Here is a 16,900-nt window from a genome sequence, read left to right on the forward strand (position 1 = left end):
TAGGGCGAGCACGATAACATGCACCGCCCCGTTTCCCCGATGCCCTGATGGCGTGATTAAGCCAGCAGGGTTGCCTGCGTTTTGCGCAACTGGGTGATGGTCGCGTCCGTCCTGCTTTTGATGTTGTCGAGTGTATCGCCTTCTGGCGTTCCGAAAACTTTACTAAACGGTCTATAGGTATTAATGGAGTCACGTCCTGCCGTTTCAAAAAGACTTCCTATTTCCTCTACGCTCTTGTTCAGAACATCGATCATGCCGCTGATGAAAGAATTCCCTCTGCCGACTTTTTCCGGGGTGAGTGTTTTTCCGGCGCCAACGACTTCATGCAGTATTTCGAAAGCACCCGCCAGCGTACTGACCATCGCGCCGATTTCGCTGGCCAATTCGGGATTGGCGACTTTGGCGACGGTGTTGGCTGCCGCGGTCCCACCTTCTTTGCTGGCCTTCAGCCAACCCGCTTTGTTCAATTGAACGACGCCTCTGGCGATGCCCTTGAACTTTCTGATGACGTAGGGGGCGAAGTCCATCGTTTTGTAATCACCTTTGCTGACGATTCGCTCGGGGTTCAGCTTGCCTGCCTTGAACTTGACCGAAGCGCTCAAGCTCAAGCTTTCGGCCGCAAAGTCGATACCGGAGCTGATAGCCTTTTTGGTAAGAAATCCGAGAATGATGCCAAATGCAACGCCAACCGGTCCGGCGACGCTACCCAGTGCGGCAGCGGCGCCACCGACGCCGACTCCCAGACCGTAGCTGAGCGCTTGCCCACCGATATGAGCCACAGTGCGAATGGCGGCGGAGGCACCATGGGAGGATGCCGAGCGATGGTTGGCAATTTGCCTTCGCGCTTCCTTGGCCCTGCGGCTGGTAAGCTCAAGAATCTTCAAGTGGCGCTCGATCGCATCCGATAAATTCCGGTTGGCTATCTGTTGCCGCCGAACCGCTGCGGCTTTCGCTCTTCTGGCTGCGCGCTCGTCGTCAGGTTCGATCATCAGTTTCATGAAGCTGCGTCTGGCTTCACCGTCCGCGTCAACGAAGATGATGGGGTTATTGCCGACAAACGCATAGAGGTTCAGCCCATCCACATCTCCCGCCGGATCGGCACTCACCCAGCGTTGCAACCATGGTGCGTAATAGCGCGCACCGTAGTAATAAAGCCCGCTGACATCCATCTCCTTGCCGGAATATCGAATCGTTTTGTAACTCGCCTCAACCGCCGAGCGCGCCGCCCACCAGGCGGTACCACCGAAAGGGTAGTAGATTTCCTGACTGATCCGTTCGCCATGACGGTCCAGTTCCAGTGAGCTGGAACCCAAGTGATCGTCAAGACTGTAGCGCAGTTGATCGGGTTCGATATCGGCTGGCTGGCCGGTGACCCAATGCAGACAACGCACGTTGCCGGGCAAAGTGATGACGTGCAGCGCTTCGGTGTTGTCCCGCGTGCGGATTTCAAGGCCCGGCAGGTAAAGCACAGTGCGCGTGTGGGTGACCGCTCTAGCCTGTGACACTGCTTGTTTACTGACTCGCACCCCTTGGCTATAGACGTACGTTTCTTCGTCGTCGGTAGCGTCGCTGCGTTCGATCAGCCGGGCCACTGCCAGTTGACCGCGACTATTCCAGTGCAACGGTTGACCCTTTTGCAGTGACAGCAAATTACCCTGGGCATCGAAGTGCTCTTCGAAGACCGGATCGGGATCACCTTCCTCCCAGCGCACACCGCGGTTGCTGTGGGGATTGATGCGAAAGACATGGGTGTGATTGTTGTTGTCACGCTCGTGGCGCAAGGTCGTCAGGTTACTACCGGCATCGTAGTCATAATGCTGCACGTAGTTATAGCGGCGTGCGGTGTCGATCGGGCTTTGCACGGGTGGCAAGCCAGGTCGACGGTTGGGTGTTTCGGCTTCGAAACCGCTGGCCCGGATCAATCTGTACAGCGAGTCATACTTGAACTGTCGGTTGCTTTCCACGCGCTGGTTGGCGAAATACACCGTGGCCAGGGTGTGGTCATCGATACGCAGCACATTGCCGGTCGGATCGTATTGGTACATCAGGTCTTGCAGCAACGCCTGGCCGGGTTTCCCAACCTTGAGGGTGCACAGGCGCCCGTCGGCCGGGTCATAAGTCCAGTTGCTGATCACGTTATTGGCGGCGGTTTGCGCCAGGCGCTGGCCGGCGGCGTTGTATTGGGCATCGAGCAAGATCGGTTGCGGCGCAAGGTCGGTTTTGAGCTGCAGTAACACCTGCTTGAGTTGTCCGGCGATGTCATACCGCAACTGTTGCTGGTGCTGGCCGGCGTCAGTCTGGTTGAGCACGGCACCAAGCGCACTGTAGTTTCGGTGGCTGAGATAAGCCTGACCCTGGGCAAATGTCCGGGTTTCGCGCAACGCCTGGCCGCCGAGATTGAAGCTATCGATGTTGACGCGGCCCGAAGGATCGACTTGCTCGATCATCTGGCCGCGCAGGTTGTGGCCGGCCTCTGCCAAGCCGTGAGCATAGGTGAAGCGCTCGACGTTTGGCTGGGCGTTTTCTTCCAGGGCGATAACGCGCAGCTGATCGTCATAGGTGGTTCGCCAGTGGTTGGCGCGTTGGTCCCAGTGTTGCAGCACTTCACCGCCGACCCCGAACAGGCTCAAACGCCAACCGGCATCGACGCTGTCGATCCGCACGGGGGCGCCGGTCAGTTGATAGACCGTGATCACATTCGCTGTCGGCGCGTGATCGAACAGTCTGGGGTCCCATTGTTCGACGGCGCGGCCCGGAACGTCGTGGAGGTGACGGTCGATGAGTGTTTCCACTGCTGCACCCGCGACCTTGCGCAGGTACTCGACCCGACGAACGATAAGGCCTCGGCTGTCGTTGACACTTAACGTCGGCGTCCCCGAATGCACAGACGCGAATGGCCCACCGGCCCTTTGGAAGGTTGTCATCTTAGCGAGGCCTTTTTGGCGGCAGTGTTGCGTTGCTGCGCTAAAAACTGATTATCCGTGGTGCCCGCCTCCTTATAGGCGGCCATGGCCCCTTGAAGTTGATGGATGTTATGGAGCGTTGCGGTGGTTGCCTGTTGCAGGCCTGCCCGGGTAATCGGTGCACGCGCTCCATTGGGGCCTTGTCCCAACTGGACGACGTTTGTGCCCAGTGCATCGAAAGCGTTTTCCATCCAGGCGCTACGTTGCAGGGTGGCGGTTTTCCAATCAGCCAGCATGCCGTCGATTTTTGCGATCTTGGCCGGGTCGAGCCCGTTCTTGATGTCCTCAGCCTCTACCGCCCGTTGAAACATTGTGAATGCTCCAGGGAGGATCGATATCCACGCGCCCATGCCTCTATTTATGATGAAGTCCGGATTGAGGATTGCGTTCAGCGTCGGATCAATCACCTCATCCTTGATACTGCTCCAGTTGAGCTGTATTTCGTTGGCGACTTCAGGGACGCCTAGCGCACGATCAATCGCTGCAACGGACATCGTGGAGGTTTGCGGTATGAGCGGGCCCGTGCGTCCCATGTTTTGCGCAAAAGTTGTTAATTGACCGCCCAGCTGCGTAACCGTGTCGGTTATTGAGCCGGCAATATCCCCACCAAAATTGCCGCCAGTCACCGCCTCGACGTACGGCAACCTGTCGGTGCCACCGACGGAGGTCGCGTGAGGGACATCCGGTATGAGTTGGCCTGCTTGCGCACCGAAGACGTTGCCGGCTTCATAACCGATTACCCCGGCGGGCACCACGCTGACGAAATTCATTAGCAGATTCCGCTTGATGTGCTTTTTATTGACGACGTCATGCACCTGTCCGAGTGTCTTGGTGGAAAGCTCGCCGAGGACGGAAATGAATTCCGCGTAGAAGGTAATCGCATTTTCCGCTTTGACCCCACCTTCAGGATCCACATAGCGCAACGGATTGTTCCCCACAAACCCATACAGATTCAGCCCATCCACATCACCCCCCGGATCGGCACTGACCCAACGCTGCAACCCCGCCGCGTAATACCGGGCACCGTAGTAATACAGCCCACTGTCATCCATCTCCTTGCCCGAATAACGAATGGTCTTGTAGCTGACTTCCAGCCGTGAACCGGCCGTCAGCCAGGCCGTGCCGCCAAACGGGTAGTAGCCTTCGTGGCTGATCACCCGCGCCTGTTGATCGAGCTCCATCGCACAGGAACCCAAATGGTCGTCGAGGTTGTAGCGCAGTTGATTGGCTTCGATGCCTTCCGGCTGGCCCGCCACCCAATGCAGACAACGCACCTGACCGCGCCCGCCTGAGACGGTGATCACGTGCAGTTCTTCGCCGTTGTCGCGCGTGCGGATTTCCAGGCCCGGCAGGTACAGTACGTTTTGGAAATGCGTGGTCGAGGGCGTGTGGCTCTTATGGCTTTTGCGGACGCGGACGCCCTGGCTGTAAAGGTAAGTTTCTTCGTCGTCGGGCAGGCCGTTGCTGTGTTCGAGCAGGACGACTTGGCTCAGTTGATCCCGGGCATTCCAGCTCATGGGCTGACCCCGTTGCAGGGCCAGCAGGTTACCGTGGCGGTCGAACAGTTCGTCGAGGATCGGCTGCGGATCGCCGTCTTTCCAGCGTGCGCCACGGTTGCTTGTCGGGGAGATGAACATGCGCTGGGTATAACTGGCGCCGTCGCGTTCGTGGGACAACGTGATCAGGTTGCCGCCCGCGTCATAGTCATAACGCTGCGTGTAGTTATGGCGATTGTTCGGGTCGCCAGGCTGCGGTCGCCCCGGCAGGTCCGACGGCGGGGCGTCGTCGTAGCCGGTGGCGCTGCGCAGTTGATACTGCGAGTCGTAGCGGAAGTCGCGGTGGCCGTCGATGCGCTGGTTGCGGAAATAGGCGGGTGTGAAGCCCAGGTCTTCGATGCGCGTCACGTTGCCCATGGGGTCGTAGACATACGCAAAATCCTGCAGCGGTTTTTCCTGGTTTTTTTGCGCCTTGAGCTGGCTCAGGCGACCATCGGCCGGGTCGTAGGTCCAGGTGCTGAGCACGCCGTTACCCGCGTGTTGCGCGATGATCTGGCCGGCGGCGTTGTACTGCGCATCGCTGAGGATGTCCTGCACATCGCCGCCGGCATCGATCAACAACTGCACCTGCTTGAGTTGCCCGGCGATGTCGTAGCGAAACCGCTGCTCATGCTGGCCGGCATCGCTCTGCTTCAACACCACACCGAGCGCACTGACGAGCCGGGTACTGCGATAGGCGCGATCATCGGCAAACGTGCGGCTTTCGCGCAGTGCCTGGCCGTCCAGGCTGTAGCTGTCGAAGCGCAGGCTGCCCGAGGGATCACGTTGCTCGATCAGCTGTCCGCGCAGGTTATGGCCGGCGTCGGCCGAGGCGTCGGCATAGGTGAAGCGTTCGACGTCCGGCCGGGCGTTTTCTTCGAGGGCGATGACGCGCAGTTGGTTGTCAAAAGTGGTGCGCCAATGACTGCCACGTGCGTCCCAGCGTTGCAGCACTTCACCGGCCACCCCGGCCAGGCTCAGGCGCCAGCCGGCATCGACGCTGTCGACACTGACGGGCTCGCCGGACAGTCGATAAATCGTGCTCAGGTTGGGTTTTGGTGCGTTGCCCGACAGTCGCGGATCCCATTGCTCGGTCAGCCGGCCAACGACGTCATGGTGTTGGTGGGTGATGAGCGCTTGCGCGGTTGACCCGGCTTCTTTACGCCAGTACGCGACTTGGCGAACAGACAGGCCGCGACTGTCGTTGACCACCAGCGAAGGTGTACGCCAGTGCACCGTGTTGTTCATGGCGCAAGTACCTTGGGTGTCACGGGCGGTGTGTAGGTGTCATTGAAGTCGTGATGGGTGCTGTACCAGGGATTGATGGAATCGAACGACATGTAACCTTTGGCGCTGATCACTTTGATCGGACGGCCCAACGCGTCGTAGAACTGTTGATCGTGATAGCCGAACAGGCGGAAGGACTGGTCGCGGATGTAGCCATGGGTGTTGCAAAAATAGGGGCGGAACACTCGCGTCGCCGCGCCCTTGTTGTTGTATTCCACCCGTTCGCTGATGCGCCAGCGCGAATCCGTGTGTTGCTCCAACGGTTTGCCATCCACCAGCTCCAGTTCGAGGTGTTCGTCGGCGCTGTAGGCAATCCCCGGCTCGACCTTTTGCTGGGTTTGCAAGGCACGGCCGAAGCCATCCACGCAGGCTTTGACGATCTGGATCTGCTGCAGCGGATCATCGTGGTAGCGGTCAGCGGTGAGGACCACGCTGTGCACCGGTTCGCGCGGTGCCGCCGCGATCAATTCCTTGAGTGCCTGTTCAGCCGAAGTCCGGGACTTGAGCCTGGCCAGGCGCACCCGGGCACTGGCGCGAATGTGCAGGCTCGGCAACACATAACCGTCCGCGATCCAGCCGGCCAGCCAGGCGGAGGATTGCCGGGTGGATTCGGGGAGCCGGCCCATCCAGCTGAACAAGTCCTTGCGCAGGATGCTGGCCGCTTGTTGCAGTGCGGCGTGTGGGTCGGCGATCGCCGAATCCGGCAGGTGATTGTCGGGGAGCTCGTATTCACTCAGCGGCCGGAACCCGGCGCGTTCGCCGTTTTCGGTTCCATAAAAACTGTCCGCCAGCGGCTGGCCAAAGGGTTCGTAAATTGCTTCCTGTATGTTTTCGTTGGCGTCGATGATGCGCAACGGTAGCAGGGCGTGGTAATCGTATTTGACGTGGGTGGTGCAGCCATCCGGCAGTTCGACCCGGATGACTGCCAGGTGATAGGCGTCGTAGTCGGCGAGGGTGACCCCATGGCTCAGGGTTTCGTGGTATTTGCGCACTTTGTAGAAGTCGGCAGGGTCGCCGTACTCGGCAAACCCGTACCGGGAGGACCACAGGTTTTTCTTCAGGTCTTCCTCGGCATTTGGCTCAAGGAACAGCGGCATGGGCTCGTAGCCGATCTTCGCCAGTTCTGCGCGAATGTCGAACGGTGGAGCCAACTGGTTGTAGGCGTTCAGCGCAGTTTCATCCAGCTGCGCGATCTCCTGGGGGGCAGCCAGGGCTTCGAAGTCTGCCTCGCCATCGGCAAGCACCGTGCGATCAGTTGTTTTGAAATAACGCTGGACCACCTGCGTCGTCAATTCCCGCCCGTTGTTCCATTCAACGCTGTTGAGATGGGCGAGGATCAACTCATAGTTGATCTGTTCCGGATTGAGCCCTGCCGGTAACAAGCCCTTGGGCAACTTCAATGCGTTACCGCGTTGCCGATAAGGCAGCCCCAGTCGCCAGCCTTGTGGCTCGGTGAGGTGAATGAACTCGGCGCGCGATTCGCTCAGGTAGTAAGACTGCTGGGCCGGGTCGTGGGCATCCCGCCACCAGGCTTGCTCATCCGCATCATCGAACGGTGGCGTGTCGAGAGCGGTTTTACGTCGGGCATAGTGAACGGTGAGCGAATGGCTCGGCAGGCCAAACTGATCCTGGCTCAAGGTGATTTCGTGCTGGCACAGCGGGTCGTCGATAAAGCGTTCGTACTGGTAGCTGATGGTTTCCAGCAGCGAAGGCAGCAGCACCGCGTAGGGCGAATGCTCATCCATGGCCCGCAGTTCACGGACTTTGTAGCGGTACTCCTGCACCTGATAGGGCCGGTCGTCGTTCCACGCGTAAGTTTCCGTCCGCATCACGGAACCGGCGAGGGCATAGGCGATTTCGTCGGCAGTCGGTGCGTCTGGCGTGACCGGTTCATCGCAGCCATCGCTGACGTGGTAGCGGCAGAACAGCGTATCGCCCAGTGCCTGGGCCTCGGAGTCCGCGCTGAAATAACCCTCGCGCGGCATGTCCACCTGGCGGCCGGTATGGAACCAGGTGCAGACCAGCGCCGGTTCCGTGAAACCGCTGTCAGTCTCGTCCGGGCTGGCTTCGCTGTCGGTCTGGCGAATCAGGCCAAAGCCGCGGAACTCGCGTTCGATGCCGTCGTAGTAGCCTTGGGCATAAGTCAGTGTCTGCGCCAGGCGATTGCCGTTGATTTCATCGCGTTGGAACTGTTCCTTGACCACTTGCACCGCAAACGGCAAGTACGACACCGGGAGCATTTTGCGCTTGAGCAACTGTTGTTTTTCGTCCAGCCACTCCTGGCCCGAGCTGCGATATTTGACCCGTGTGCAACAGCCCATATTGTTGTTGCTCATACCCAGCAGGTAGGGACGGGCGTGGACAAAATCATAGCGCCAATGCCGTGGCTTCATGTGTGGCACGGTCAGGATCAAACTGCTGCAACCCAGGCCTTGCAGGTCGGCGAGGGTGACCTGGCACAGGTTGTCGTAGCGCACACCTTCGGGCCACGGCACCCGCACCGGTGTCTGCTCCAGGCCATTGCCGCCGCGGTTGAAGTAGATATCGAAGCCATCGGATTGCAGGTAAATCAGCGCGGGCGCCCCCGAGCCATCCAGGTCAGCGATGCGTACGCGCGCGGCATCGAACTCGGGGTAGGTGAAGGGCAGGGCACTCATCAAAAAACCCTCGCCGAACCGCCCGTGGCCCAGGTTCGGCCAGCATTTGATCTCATTGTGGCGAATGCGGCACAGCTCGCTCATGTCGCTGCCCAGCATGTTGCCGAAAAACACCAGTTCGCTGGGCGAGTCGCTGAACAACGGCAAGCGGTCGTCGACCGGTGTGTGGGGCACGTCCTGGCCCTTGGCAAAACCTTTGTCGCGCCGGTTGGCGTACAGGCGCACGCTCTTGGGGCCGATCAGTGCCAGGGAGCTGAGGCCGTCGCCGGTCAAGTCGCCCATTTGCGCAAAGGATTGGAGGTACTCCGGCGGGAACGCGGTGAAGGGGATGAACTCGGACCAATTGCGATCCGGCTTGAGGGCACGAAAGCCGTTCATGCCCGGTTGGGCGATGATCCAGTCCAGACGCCCGTCACCGGTCAGGTCGGTGAGGATCTGCTGCACGGGCCTGGAGTGATCGGCGCGCGGTATCTGGCTCAGTTCTGTCCACGGGCCATAGGCGACGGCATCGCCGCCAGCTTCGACGCGCAAGGGCTCACGGTAATACCAGCATTGGCCGTAGCGACAGAGAAACCCCACCAGGCTCTCGCCGAACAGGTCGATGCATTGAAAGCGTTGGCCGTCTTCGAGGCCGGGCATGTGATCGAACGGGAAGAATGCGCTGGGCTGAGTGTTGAGTTCGAACGGTGAATAGTCGAACTCCATCGGAGGCATGTTTTCCACCGCACCACTGGCGTCGTATGCCTGATAGTGCGCCGCGACCAATTGGTTGTACGCCAGCGACGTGGTGCGATATTCCAGCAACAGCCGCCGAACCAGCGCCGGGGTCGGCCCCAATTCGTCGGGGAAGTGGTGAAACATCAAGACCTGATGACACAGGCGCCGGGTGCCGACTTCGAACCCGTTGCCATAGTGATGGAACGGATCGCTGCGCATCAGCCACGGGTTCAACCCTTCCGGACCATAGATCGGCTTCTGTTCCAGATCCAGGGTGCGTTCACCGTAGTCGAACAGCAGGTGGAAGTGCCACGAAGGCTGCTCCTGCTCGTTCCAGCCATACAAATGGCTGCTCGCTGCAGCGTTGCCATAGAGCACCCGATGCAGGTAACGCTGGGCCCGGTAGTCATGGGCCTGGCCGGGCGCCGGCGCTGAATCCTCCGCCTTGTACTCGTAGCCAATGTGTTCGCCGTGGGCGTTCAAGCTTTCCTGCAACAACCACGAGGCCACACGTTGCGGGTCTTGCGGGTCGGCCACCCGTGCGGTGTCGGCTTTGCCGAACAGGTGCAGGCTGCCGTCGACGCCGTGTACCAGCCAGAAACCCTGAGGGTTGGCGTCCGAGCGCCAGAATTCGATCAGCTCGAAGGCTGATTCGACGCGCGGGTAATAACGCACCACGTTGTGCGGACCAATCGGCAAGCCGCGGTATTGGGTTTCGGTCCGGGACTTGATCGCCCCCTGTTCATCACGCTCGGGGCGCCACTGCTGGCCGTCGTGGCCGATCATCACATCATCGTCGAGGTAGCGCGGCACACCCTTGCTGGTCTGGCGGGAAATCGCGCTGTGGTGGATACCCCAGCCGATCCCGAACGAGCCATTGCCGGACAGGCTGTCGTAGCGCAGCATCAGGCTCGGGTCGAAGCCACGCCCGGCCGACAGCGGCAAAGGCAGCTCGAATGAAGCACTGCCGGTAAAACCGACCGGCCCCCAGCTTTTACCCACGGTGGCAATCGAGGCACTCCGGGAAATGGAGGGCGTGGTGATGCTCAGCGACGCTTGGTCTTCCATTTTGCTTGATCCTGTCTCGAGCCTGCTCCGTGTCGGTAACAGGTGTCGTGGTAGATCAACGCTATCAAGATGACGGCTGCGCGTAACCTGTCAGATCTGACAGGTGGACTTGGGTTTTCTAGAACGAATAGCTTGGCAATCGTGGCTGTTTATAACGAGCGGTCAAACGGCAGGCAAAAAAAACGGCCGGGTCATCTGGAGAGACGACCCGGCCGTGTCTGGTGGGTGAAGCGCTTACTGCACTTCGACCGCCAGGCTTTCACTGATCTTTTTCTGCCAGATCGCAGGACCGGTGATGTGTACCGACTCACCGTTGCTATCTACGGCAACGGTGACCGGCATGTCTTTGACGTCGAACTCGTAGATGGCTTCCATCCCCAGTTCGGCGAACGCCACGACGCGGGATTTCTTGATCGCTTGCGCCACCAGGTAAGCCGCTCCGCCGACTGCCATCAGGTACACGGCCTTGTGGTCCTTGATCGCTTCGATCGCGGTCGGGCCGCGCTCGGATTTGCCGATCATGCCCAGCAGGCCGGTTTGCTCGAGGATCTGACGGGTGAACTTGTCCATCCGCGTCGCGGTGGTCGGACCGGCAGGCCCAACCACTTCTTCGCGCACCGGATCAACCGGGCCGACGTAGTAGATGAAGCGACCTTTCAGATCCACCGGCAGGGTTTCACCCTTGTTCAGCATCTCGACCATGCGCTTGTGCGCGGCGTCGCGACCGGTGAGCATCTTGCCGTTGAGCAGCACGGTTTCGCCCGGCTTCCAGCTTTGCACGTCTTCCGGGGTCAGGGTGTCGAGGTTGACACGACGGGCCGATGGGCCGGCTTCCCAGACGATTTCCGGGTAGGCGTCCAGCGGTGGCGCTTCCAGCGAAGCCGGGCCGGAACCGTCGAGCACGAAGTGCGCGTGACGGGTGGCGGCGCAGTTCGGGATCATGCACACCGGCAACGAAGCGGCGTGGGTCGGGTAATCCATGATCTTCACGTCGAGCACGGTGGTCAGGCCACCCAGGCCCTGGGCGCCGATGCCCAGTTGGTTGACCTTTTCGAACAGCTCCAGGCGCATCTCTTCGATACGGTTGGACGGGCCGCGCTTTTTCAGCTCGTGAATGTCGATGGATTCCATCAACACTTCCTTGGCCATCACTGCGGCTTTCTCGGCGGTGCCGCCGATGCCGATGCCGAGCATGCCCGGTGGGCACCAGCCGGCGCCCATGGTTGGCACGGTCTTCAGCACCCAGTCGACGATCGAGTCGGACGGGTTGAGCATGGCCATCTTCGATTTGTTTTCGGAGCCGCCGCCCTTGGCCGCCACGTCCACTTCCACGGTGTTACCCGGAACGATGGAGTAGTGGATCACGGCCGGGGTGTTGTCCTTGGTGTTTTTCCGAGCGCCCGCCGGGTCGGCGAGGATCGAGGCACGCAGGACGTTTTCCGGCAGGTTGTACGCCTGGCGCACGCCTTGGTTGATCATGTCGTCCAGGCTCATGGTCGCGCCATCCCAACGCACGTCCATGCCCACACGGACAAACACGGTGACGATGCCGGTGTCCTGGCAGATCGGACGGTGGCCGGTGGCGCACATGCGCGAGTTGATCAGGATTTGCGCCATCGAATCACGGGCCGCTGGCGATTCTTCGCGCAGGTAGGCTTCGTGCATCGCCTGAATGAAGTCAACGGGGTGGTAATAGGAAATGAACTGCAGGGCGTCGGCAACGCTCTGAATCAGGTCGTCTTGCTTGATCACGGTCATGAGTCGCGCTCCTCTAAAAGACGGGAACATTCAATAAGGTGCTTGCAGCTTGGGTGCATCGGTCGGTTGCAAGCACCTTTACAAGGCACGCCGGGGCAGCTGGCGCGACGCTAAAAAGGCGCGGCAGTATAACGCGGCTCGGTGGCGGGTACACGCGCCGACAGTCAATCGTTGGTCGTATAGGGAGCACACGGTTCCCTGTAGGGGCTGTGCAGGAGCTGTCGAGTGAAACGAGGCTGCGATCTTTTCAGGTTCACTCGAGACTCAAACGAACGCAGAAAGATCGCAGCCTCGTTTCACTCGACAGCTCCTACCGGGGGGCGTACGCACAGGGACACAGCGGATTCCAGTCAGCGTTCTGACGCCAGTTTTCCGCTCCGAAAATTGAATGGTCATTTATCGGTCACCCCACTAAAGTGGCAATCGGTCTGTAGAGTAGGACACTCTTTCAGCCTCTCCTCCTTCGGTGAGTCAACGATTGACCCATAACGCCATCCAGCGCCTGTTGCTCAAACGTTTTGCCCTCGCGGCCGGCACCTATGCCCTGGCATTACTGCTGCTGTGGCTGGCGTTTTTTACCGGGCACTTCGATGCACCCCTGGCCAGTGTCGCGGTGGGCAGTGCGCTGGTGGTCATCACTCAGGCGGCGTTGTTTGCGGTGTTCTACAGCGGTTGCAACCTGCGCTTTAGCGATCCGAGCCTGACCGAAGTCCAGGTATTGCTGGGGCTGGGCTGGCAAACCTGGTTGATCTTTCACCTGGACGAGGCCCGCGGCGCGTTCCTGGTCTTCTACATCCTGATTTTGCTGTTCGGCCTGTTCCATTTGTCACGCCGCGCCTTCGTGCGGTGCGCGCTGTTGGTGTTCTTCAGTTTCAGCGCGATCACGCTGTGGGAGGGCTACCACTTCCAGTTGCCCGAGCCGGCCCTGGCGCTGTTGCAGGTGTGTGTGCTGTTTATCGTGCTGGTGTGGCTGGTGCTTTACGCCCGTTACGTCCAGGCCTCGCGCCAGCTCATGCGCCAGCGCCGCTTCGCCTTGCAGGCGCATCAAGACACCCTGCGCGGGATGATGCGCCAGCTCGAAGACCTGGTGGCCACCGACGAACTCACTGGCCTGTTCAACCGCCGCCACTTCCTGCGCCTGGCCTCCCGCGAACTCAGTGCGATGGATGCCGGTGTAGTCCACGGCCTGGCGCTGATCGACCTCGACCACTTCAAACGCATCAACGACGTACACGGCCATGCCGCCGGCGATCAGGTGCTGCAAGCCTTCGCCGGAGTGGCCACGGCGTGCCTGCGCAACGGCGATGTACTGGCCCGTTACGGCGGCGAAGAATTCGTGGTGTTGCTCCCCGACTGTGATGCCGAACGCCTGACCTCCTGCTGCGAGCGGCTGCGCATCGCGTTCACCGATGTCGAATTGTTCGGCCTGAGCGTGAGCAACCTCAGCCTGAGCGCCGGCATGACCTTGCTGGAACTGGGCGACGACCTCGACGACGCCTTGCAACGCGCCGACCAGGCGCTGTATCGCGCCAAACGCGACGGCCGCAATCGTTGCGCGGCAGCGTGGGAGAACGTTGATGCCTGAGTTGCGCGTCGGCGAACGCCAATGGTCGGTGGCGGCGGGCAGCAACCTGCTCGATGCCTTGAATCAGAACGGCGTGTCAGTGCCTTACAGCTGCCGCGCCGGCAGTTGCCATGCGTGTCTGGTGCAATGTGTGCAAGGGTTGCCCAGCGACAGTCGTCCCGATGCCCTGAGCGCGGAGCAACGCCAGCAAGGTTGGCGCCTGGCCTGTCAGTGTGCGGTGGTCGAGGACTTGCAGGTGCACACCTTCGACCCGCAGCGCGATGGCAGCCCCGCCGAAGTCGCCGCCGTCGATTGGCTCAGTGCCAATGTGCTGCGCCTGCGCCTGATCACCCAACGACCGCTGCGCTACGGCGCCGGCCAGCATTTGGTGTTGTGGGCCGGCCGCGTGGCGCGTCCGTATTCGCTGGCGAGCCTGCCGGACGAAGACCGCTTCCTGGAGTTTCACCTCGATTGCCGCCAGCCCGGCGAATTCAGCGACGCCGCGCGTCAGCTGCAGATCGGCGATACGCTGCGCCTCGGCGAACTGCGCGGCGGCGCCCTGCATTACGACCCGGACTGGCACACTCGACCGCTGTGGCTGTTGGCGGCCGGCACCGGTCTGGGGCCGTTGTTCGGCATCTTGCGCGAAGCGTTGCGCCAGGATCACCAGGGCGCCATCCGCGTCATTCACCTGGCCCATGACGCTGATGAGCATTACCTGGCCAAACCCCTGCAAGCCATGGCCGCGGGCCGTGACAACCTCACGGTCGAGCTCTGGACCCCGGCCGAGTTGCCGCAGGCGTTGGCGCAACTGCGGCTTGTTTCCCGGCAAACCCTGGCCTTACTCTGCGGTGGCCCCGACAGTGTCGACGCCTTTGCCCGGCGCCTGTACCTGGCGGGACTGCCGCGCAATCAACTGCTGGCCGATACCTTCCTGCCCCGTGGTTGAGCGCTGATCGTATAACGACGCGAGACTCGCCATGCCCGATGCCATCCAACTTGAACGCGAGCGCGGTCTGCTGACCTTGCGCCTGAACCGCCCGGACAAGAAAAATGCCCTGACCCGCGCCATGTACAGCCGCTTGGCCGAAGCGCTGAAACAGGCCGACAGCGACCCGGAAATCAACGCCGTGCTGATCACCGGCAGCAGCGAATGCTTTACCGCCGGCAACGACATCGCCGACTTTATCCAGCAACCGCCGAGCAACCTCGACAGCCCGGTGTTCCATTTCATGCTCAGCCTGCTCGACTGCCGCAAACCGCTGATCGCCGCCGTGGCCGGCGCGGCGGTGGGGATTGGCACCACGCTGTTGCTGCATTGCGATCTGGTCTACGTCAGCCGCGATGCGCGGTTGCGCATGCCGTTCGTTAATCTCGGGTTATGCCCGGAGTTTGGTTCCAGCCTGATCCTGCCAAGATTGCTCGGCCACGCGAAAGCGGCGGAGTTGTTGTTGCTAGGCGAAGGGTTCAGTGGTGAACAAGCGGCGGAATGGGGCATTGCCACCGAAGCGTTGGATAGTGGCGAAGCGGCGCTGACCAAGGCGCGGGAGATGGCGTTGAAGTTTGAATCGTTGCCAAGCGAGGCCGTGCGCATCAGCAAGCAATTGATGAAAGCGCCGGATCGGGAAGTGATCCGCAAAGTGATCGAAGAAGAGGGCGTGTTGTTTACCCAACGGCTGCGTTCGCCGGAAGCGCTGGCGGCGTTGTCGGGGTTTATCAACCGGCATTGAGTCTTGTGGTGATCGGGCGGGCCTCTTCGCGGGCAAGCCTCGCTCCTACGAGGGGCGTGGGTGTTCACGGAATGTGTGCCAACCACAAGGCTCTGTCGGCGCGAGGCTTGCCCGCGACGGCGTCATCTCTGTCACCACACTTCCAGGTCCAGGAACCAAAAGCCCCGCCGTTCACACGGCGGGGCTTTTGTTTTTTCGCTGTGGGATCGTCGGGCCCGACTAACCAAGGAAGCGGTGCATTTTGTGGTTTTGGGTTAGCAGCAAACGCCCATTGGGTTGTGCCGCTATAGTTCCCTCGCCTTCTTTCTTGAGGGTGGTGAAGTTGTCATCCTCGCCGAAATCTGCATCACGACTGCCGTCAAGCAAGAATCGCGCGAGTTTAATGTCCTCAATACCCGGGCCGGCTGCGTAGCCACGCACGTTCAGATGCTTGGTAGTCGCCACAGCGCCTAGCCAGCGGAAGTTTGCATCGGGAACTCGGGTCAAGACCGGGCCTTCACCCTTATTGAAGCCGGGATTTTTTTCGCCGTCAGCCGTAAAAGACGCAAGGACGGCAGCCCCCGTGTTTCCAGCAGCTGGAGAGCTCCCGGCGAGATAAATGTTTTGCTCGCTATCCTGAATAACCGCGCGGATGACCGTTCGCCGCTCAGCAATCTTCAATGTTGCATATCCTTTATCGCCAAACACTGGTCGACCATCGTCCCCATCGTCGAGCTGTCCCTGTGCATTAAAACGGGCAGCAAATCCGTAATCTCTCCCCGCAGGGATGGCAGTGCCGCCGACGACAATCTTCACATGCTTGCTGGTATCTATCTGCACAAGTATGCCTTCAATCTGGAGGACAGTTTCCGGAAGGTGAACGTTTACAACACCCCCCGCGCCAAAAGAATCGTCCAGTGTTCCATTACTATTGAGGCGAGCCAATCGAGTATCGACGCTGGCTGAGATAGCCACCAGGATCTTACCGTCGGGTTGTACCGCACTGGCAGTCTTTGAAAATTTATGACCCTCTGGAATGTCATTGAACCTGATAACAGTGCTGCCTTCGACACCAAAATCGTTGTCCAGCGTACCGTCGGCATTGAAGCAGGTGATGCCGATGAAACACATATCGTTATGTTGGTCCGGTTCACATTGTCCGATCACGAGGATTTTCTTTTCGTCGTCGACCAGGTGGATTTGTCCGGGAACGTTGCGGGCGGTATTTTTTTCAAACTGAGCGATTGAATAACCGGAACCACTATTTCCGAACGAGAGATTGGGGCCCCCGTTCTCCAGGCGCTTGGTTAATATGAATTCGCTATCCTTAATGAGTGTGACAAAGCTGCTGTCGCCAAGTTTTTTGGCCACTTTGCCGGCTGTGCTGACAGTGAGAGCAGTGACCGTCGTGCCGTCACCTTCTCGGCTCAGGTCTGCTACTCCGTTGCCGCCAAACGAAAGATCGGGTGTGCCTGGCTTGTTTTGAGTCGTCATGCTCGCTTTCCTTCCCTGTGAGATGGGGGGGTTGTCCTGACGCCGAACGATCCGTGTCGGGGCCCAAGGTAAAGAATGCGAGAGCAGCGGGCTACTGTCAGAACTGACAGTGGATTAAACCATTCGGACATAAAAAAGCCCTGCCGTT

Annotated in this window: 8 protein-coding genes; 3 read left to right on the forward strand and 5 right to left on the reverse strand. The window is 60.2% G+C overall.

Going from position 1 to position 16,900, the window contains the following annotated elements; translation table 11 throughout:
* Window positions 1–56: 56 nt before the first annotated feature.
* From HKK53_RS27565 to HKK53_RS27580, 4 genes are all read right to left on the reverse strand, one after another.
* Complete coding sequence (locus HKK53_RS27565) at window positions 57–2,924, reverse strand: RHS repeat domain-containing protein (protein ID WP_169373366.1); 2,868 nt, start codon at window positions 2,922–2,924, stop codon at window positions 57–59.
* Window positions 2,921–5,746 (reverse strand): RHS repeat domain-containing protein, encoded by a 2,826-nt coding sequence (locus tag HKK53_RS27570; RefSeq protein ID WP_169373367.1) that lies wholly within the window; start codon window positions 5,744–5,746, stop codon window positions 2,921–2,923. The genes HKK53_RS27565 and HKK53_RS27570 overlap by 4 nt, the downstream gene beginning before the upstream one ends.
* Entirely contained in the window at window positions 5,743–10,227 is a 4,485-nt protein-coding gene (locus HKK53_RS27575; protein ID WP_169373368.1) for a SpvB/TcaC N-terminal domain-containing protein, read from the reverse strand. Before HKK53_RS27575 ends, HKK53_RS27570 begins: the two co-directional genes overlap by 4 nt.
* Window positions 10,228–10,461: 234 nt before the next feature.
* A complete protein-coding gene (locus tag HKK53_RS27580) occupies window positions 10,462–11,985 on the reverse strand; it encodes a fumarate hydratase (protein WP_169373369.1) in 1,524 nt (507 codons plus the stop codon).
* Window positions 11,986–12,463: 478 nt separating this feature from the next.
* On the opposite strand from HKK53_RS27580, the gene HKK53_RS27585 reads away from it, so the two are divergent.
* From HKK53_RS27585 to HKK53_RS27595, 3 genes are read left to right on the forward strand one after another with little or no spacing between them, the layout of a single operon-like run.
* Window positions 12,464–13,570, forward strand: a complete 1,107-nt coding sequence (locus HKK53_RS27585) for a GGDEF domain-containing protein (protein WP_169373370.1) — start codon at window positions 12,464–12,466, stop codon at window positions 13,568–13,570.
* Window positions 13,563–14,498, forward strand: coding sequence for an iron-sulfur-binding ferredoxin reductase (locus tag HKK53_RS27590; protein WP_169373371.1), 936 nt, complete (start codon window positions 13,563–13,565; stop codon window positions 14,496–14,498). Before HKK53_RS27585 ends, HKK53_RS27590 begins: the two co-directional genes overlap by 8 nt.
* 31 nt (window positions 14,499–14,529) lie before the next feature.
* Entirely contained in the window at window positions 14,530–15,279 is a 750-nt protein-coding gene (locus HKK53_RS27595) for an enoyl-CoA hydratase-related protein (protein WP_169373372.1), read from the forward strand.
* A 219-nt stretch (window positions 15,280–15,498) separates the two neighbouring features.
* Here the strand turns inward: HKK53_RS27595 and HKK53_RS27600 are convergent, their stop codons facing one another.
* Complete coding sequence (locus HKK53_RS27600) at window positions 15,499–16,752, reverse strand: delta-60 repeat domain-containing protein (protein WP_169373373.1); 1,254 nt, start codon at window positions 16,750–16,752, stop codon at window positions 15,499–15,501.
* Window positions 16,753–16,900 lie beyond the last annotated feature (148 nt).

Source organism: Pseudomonas sp. ADAK7, from assembly GCF_012935675.1.
Lineage (GTDB): Bacteria > Pseudomonadota > Gammaproteobacteria > Pseudomonadales > Pseudomonadaceae > Aquipseudomonas.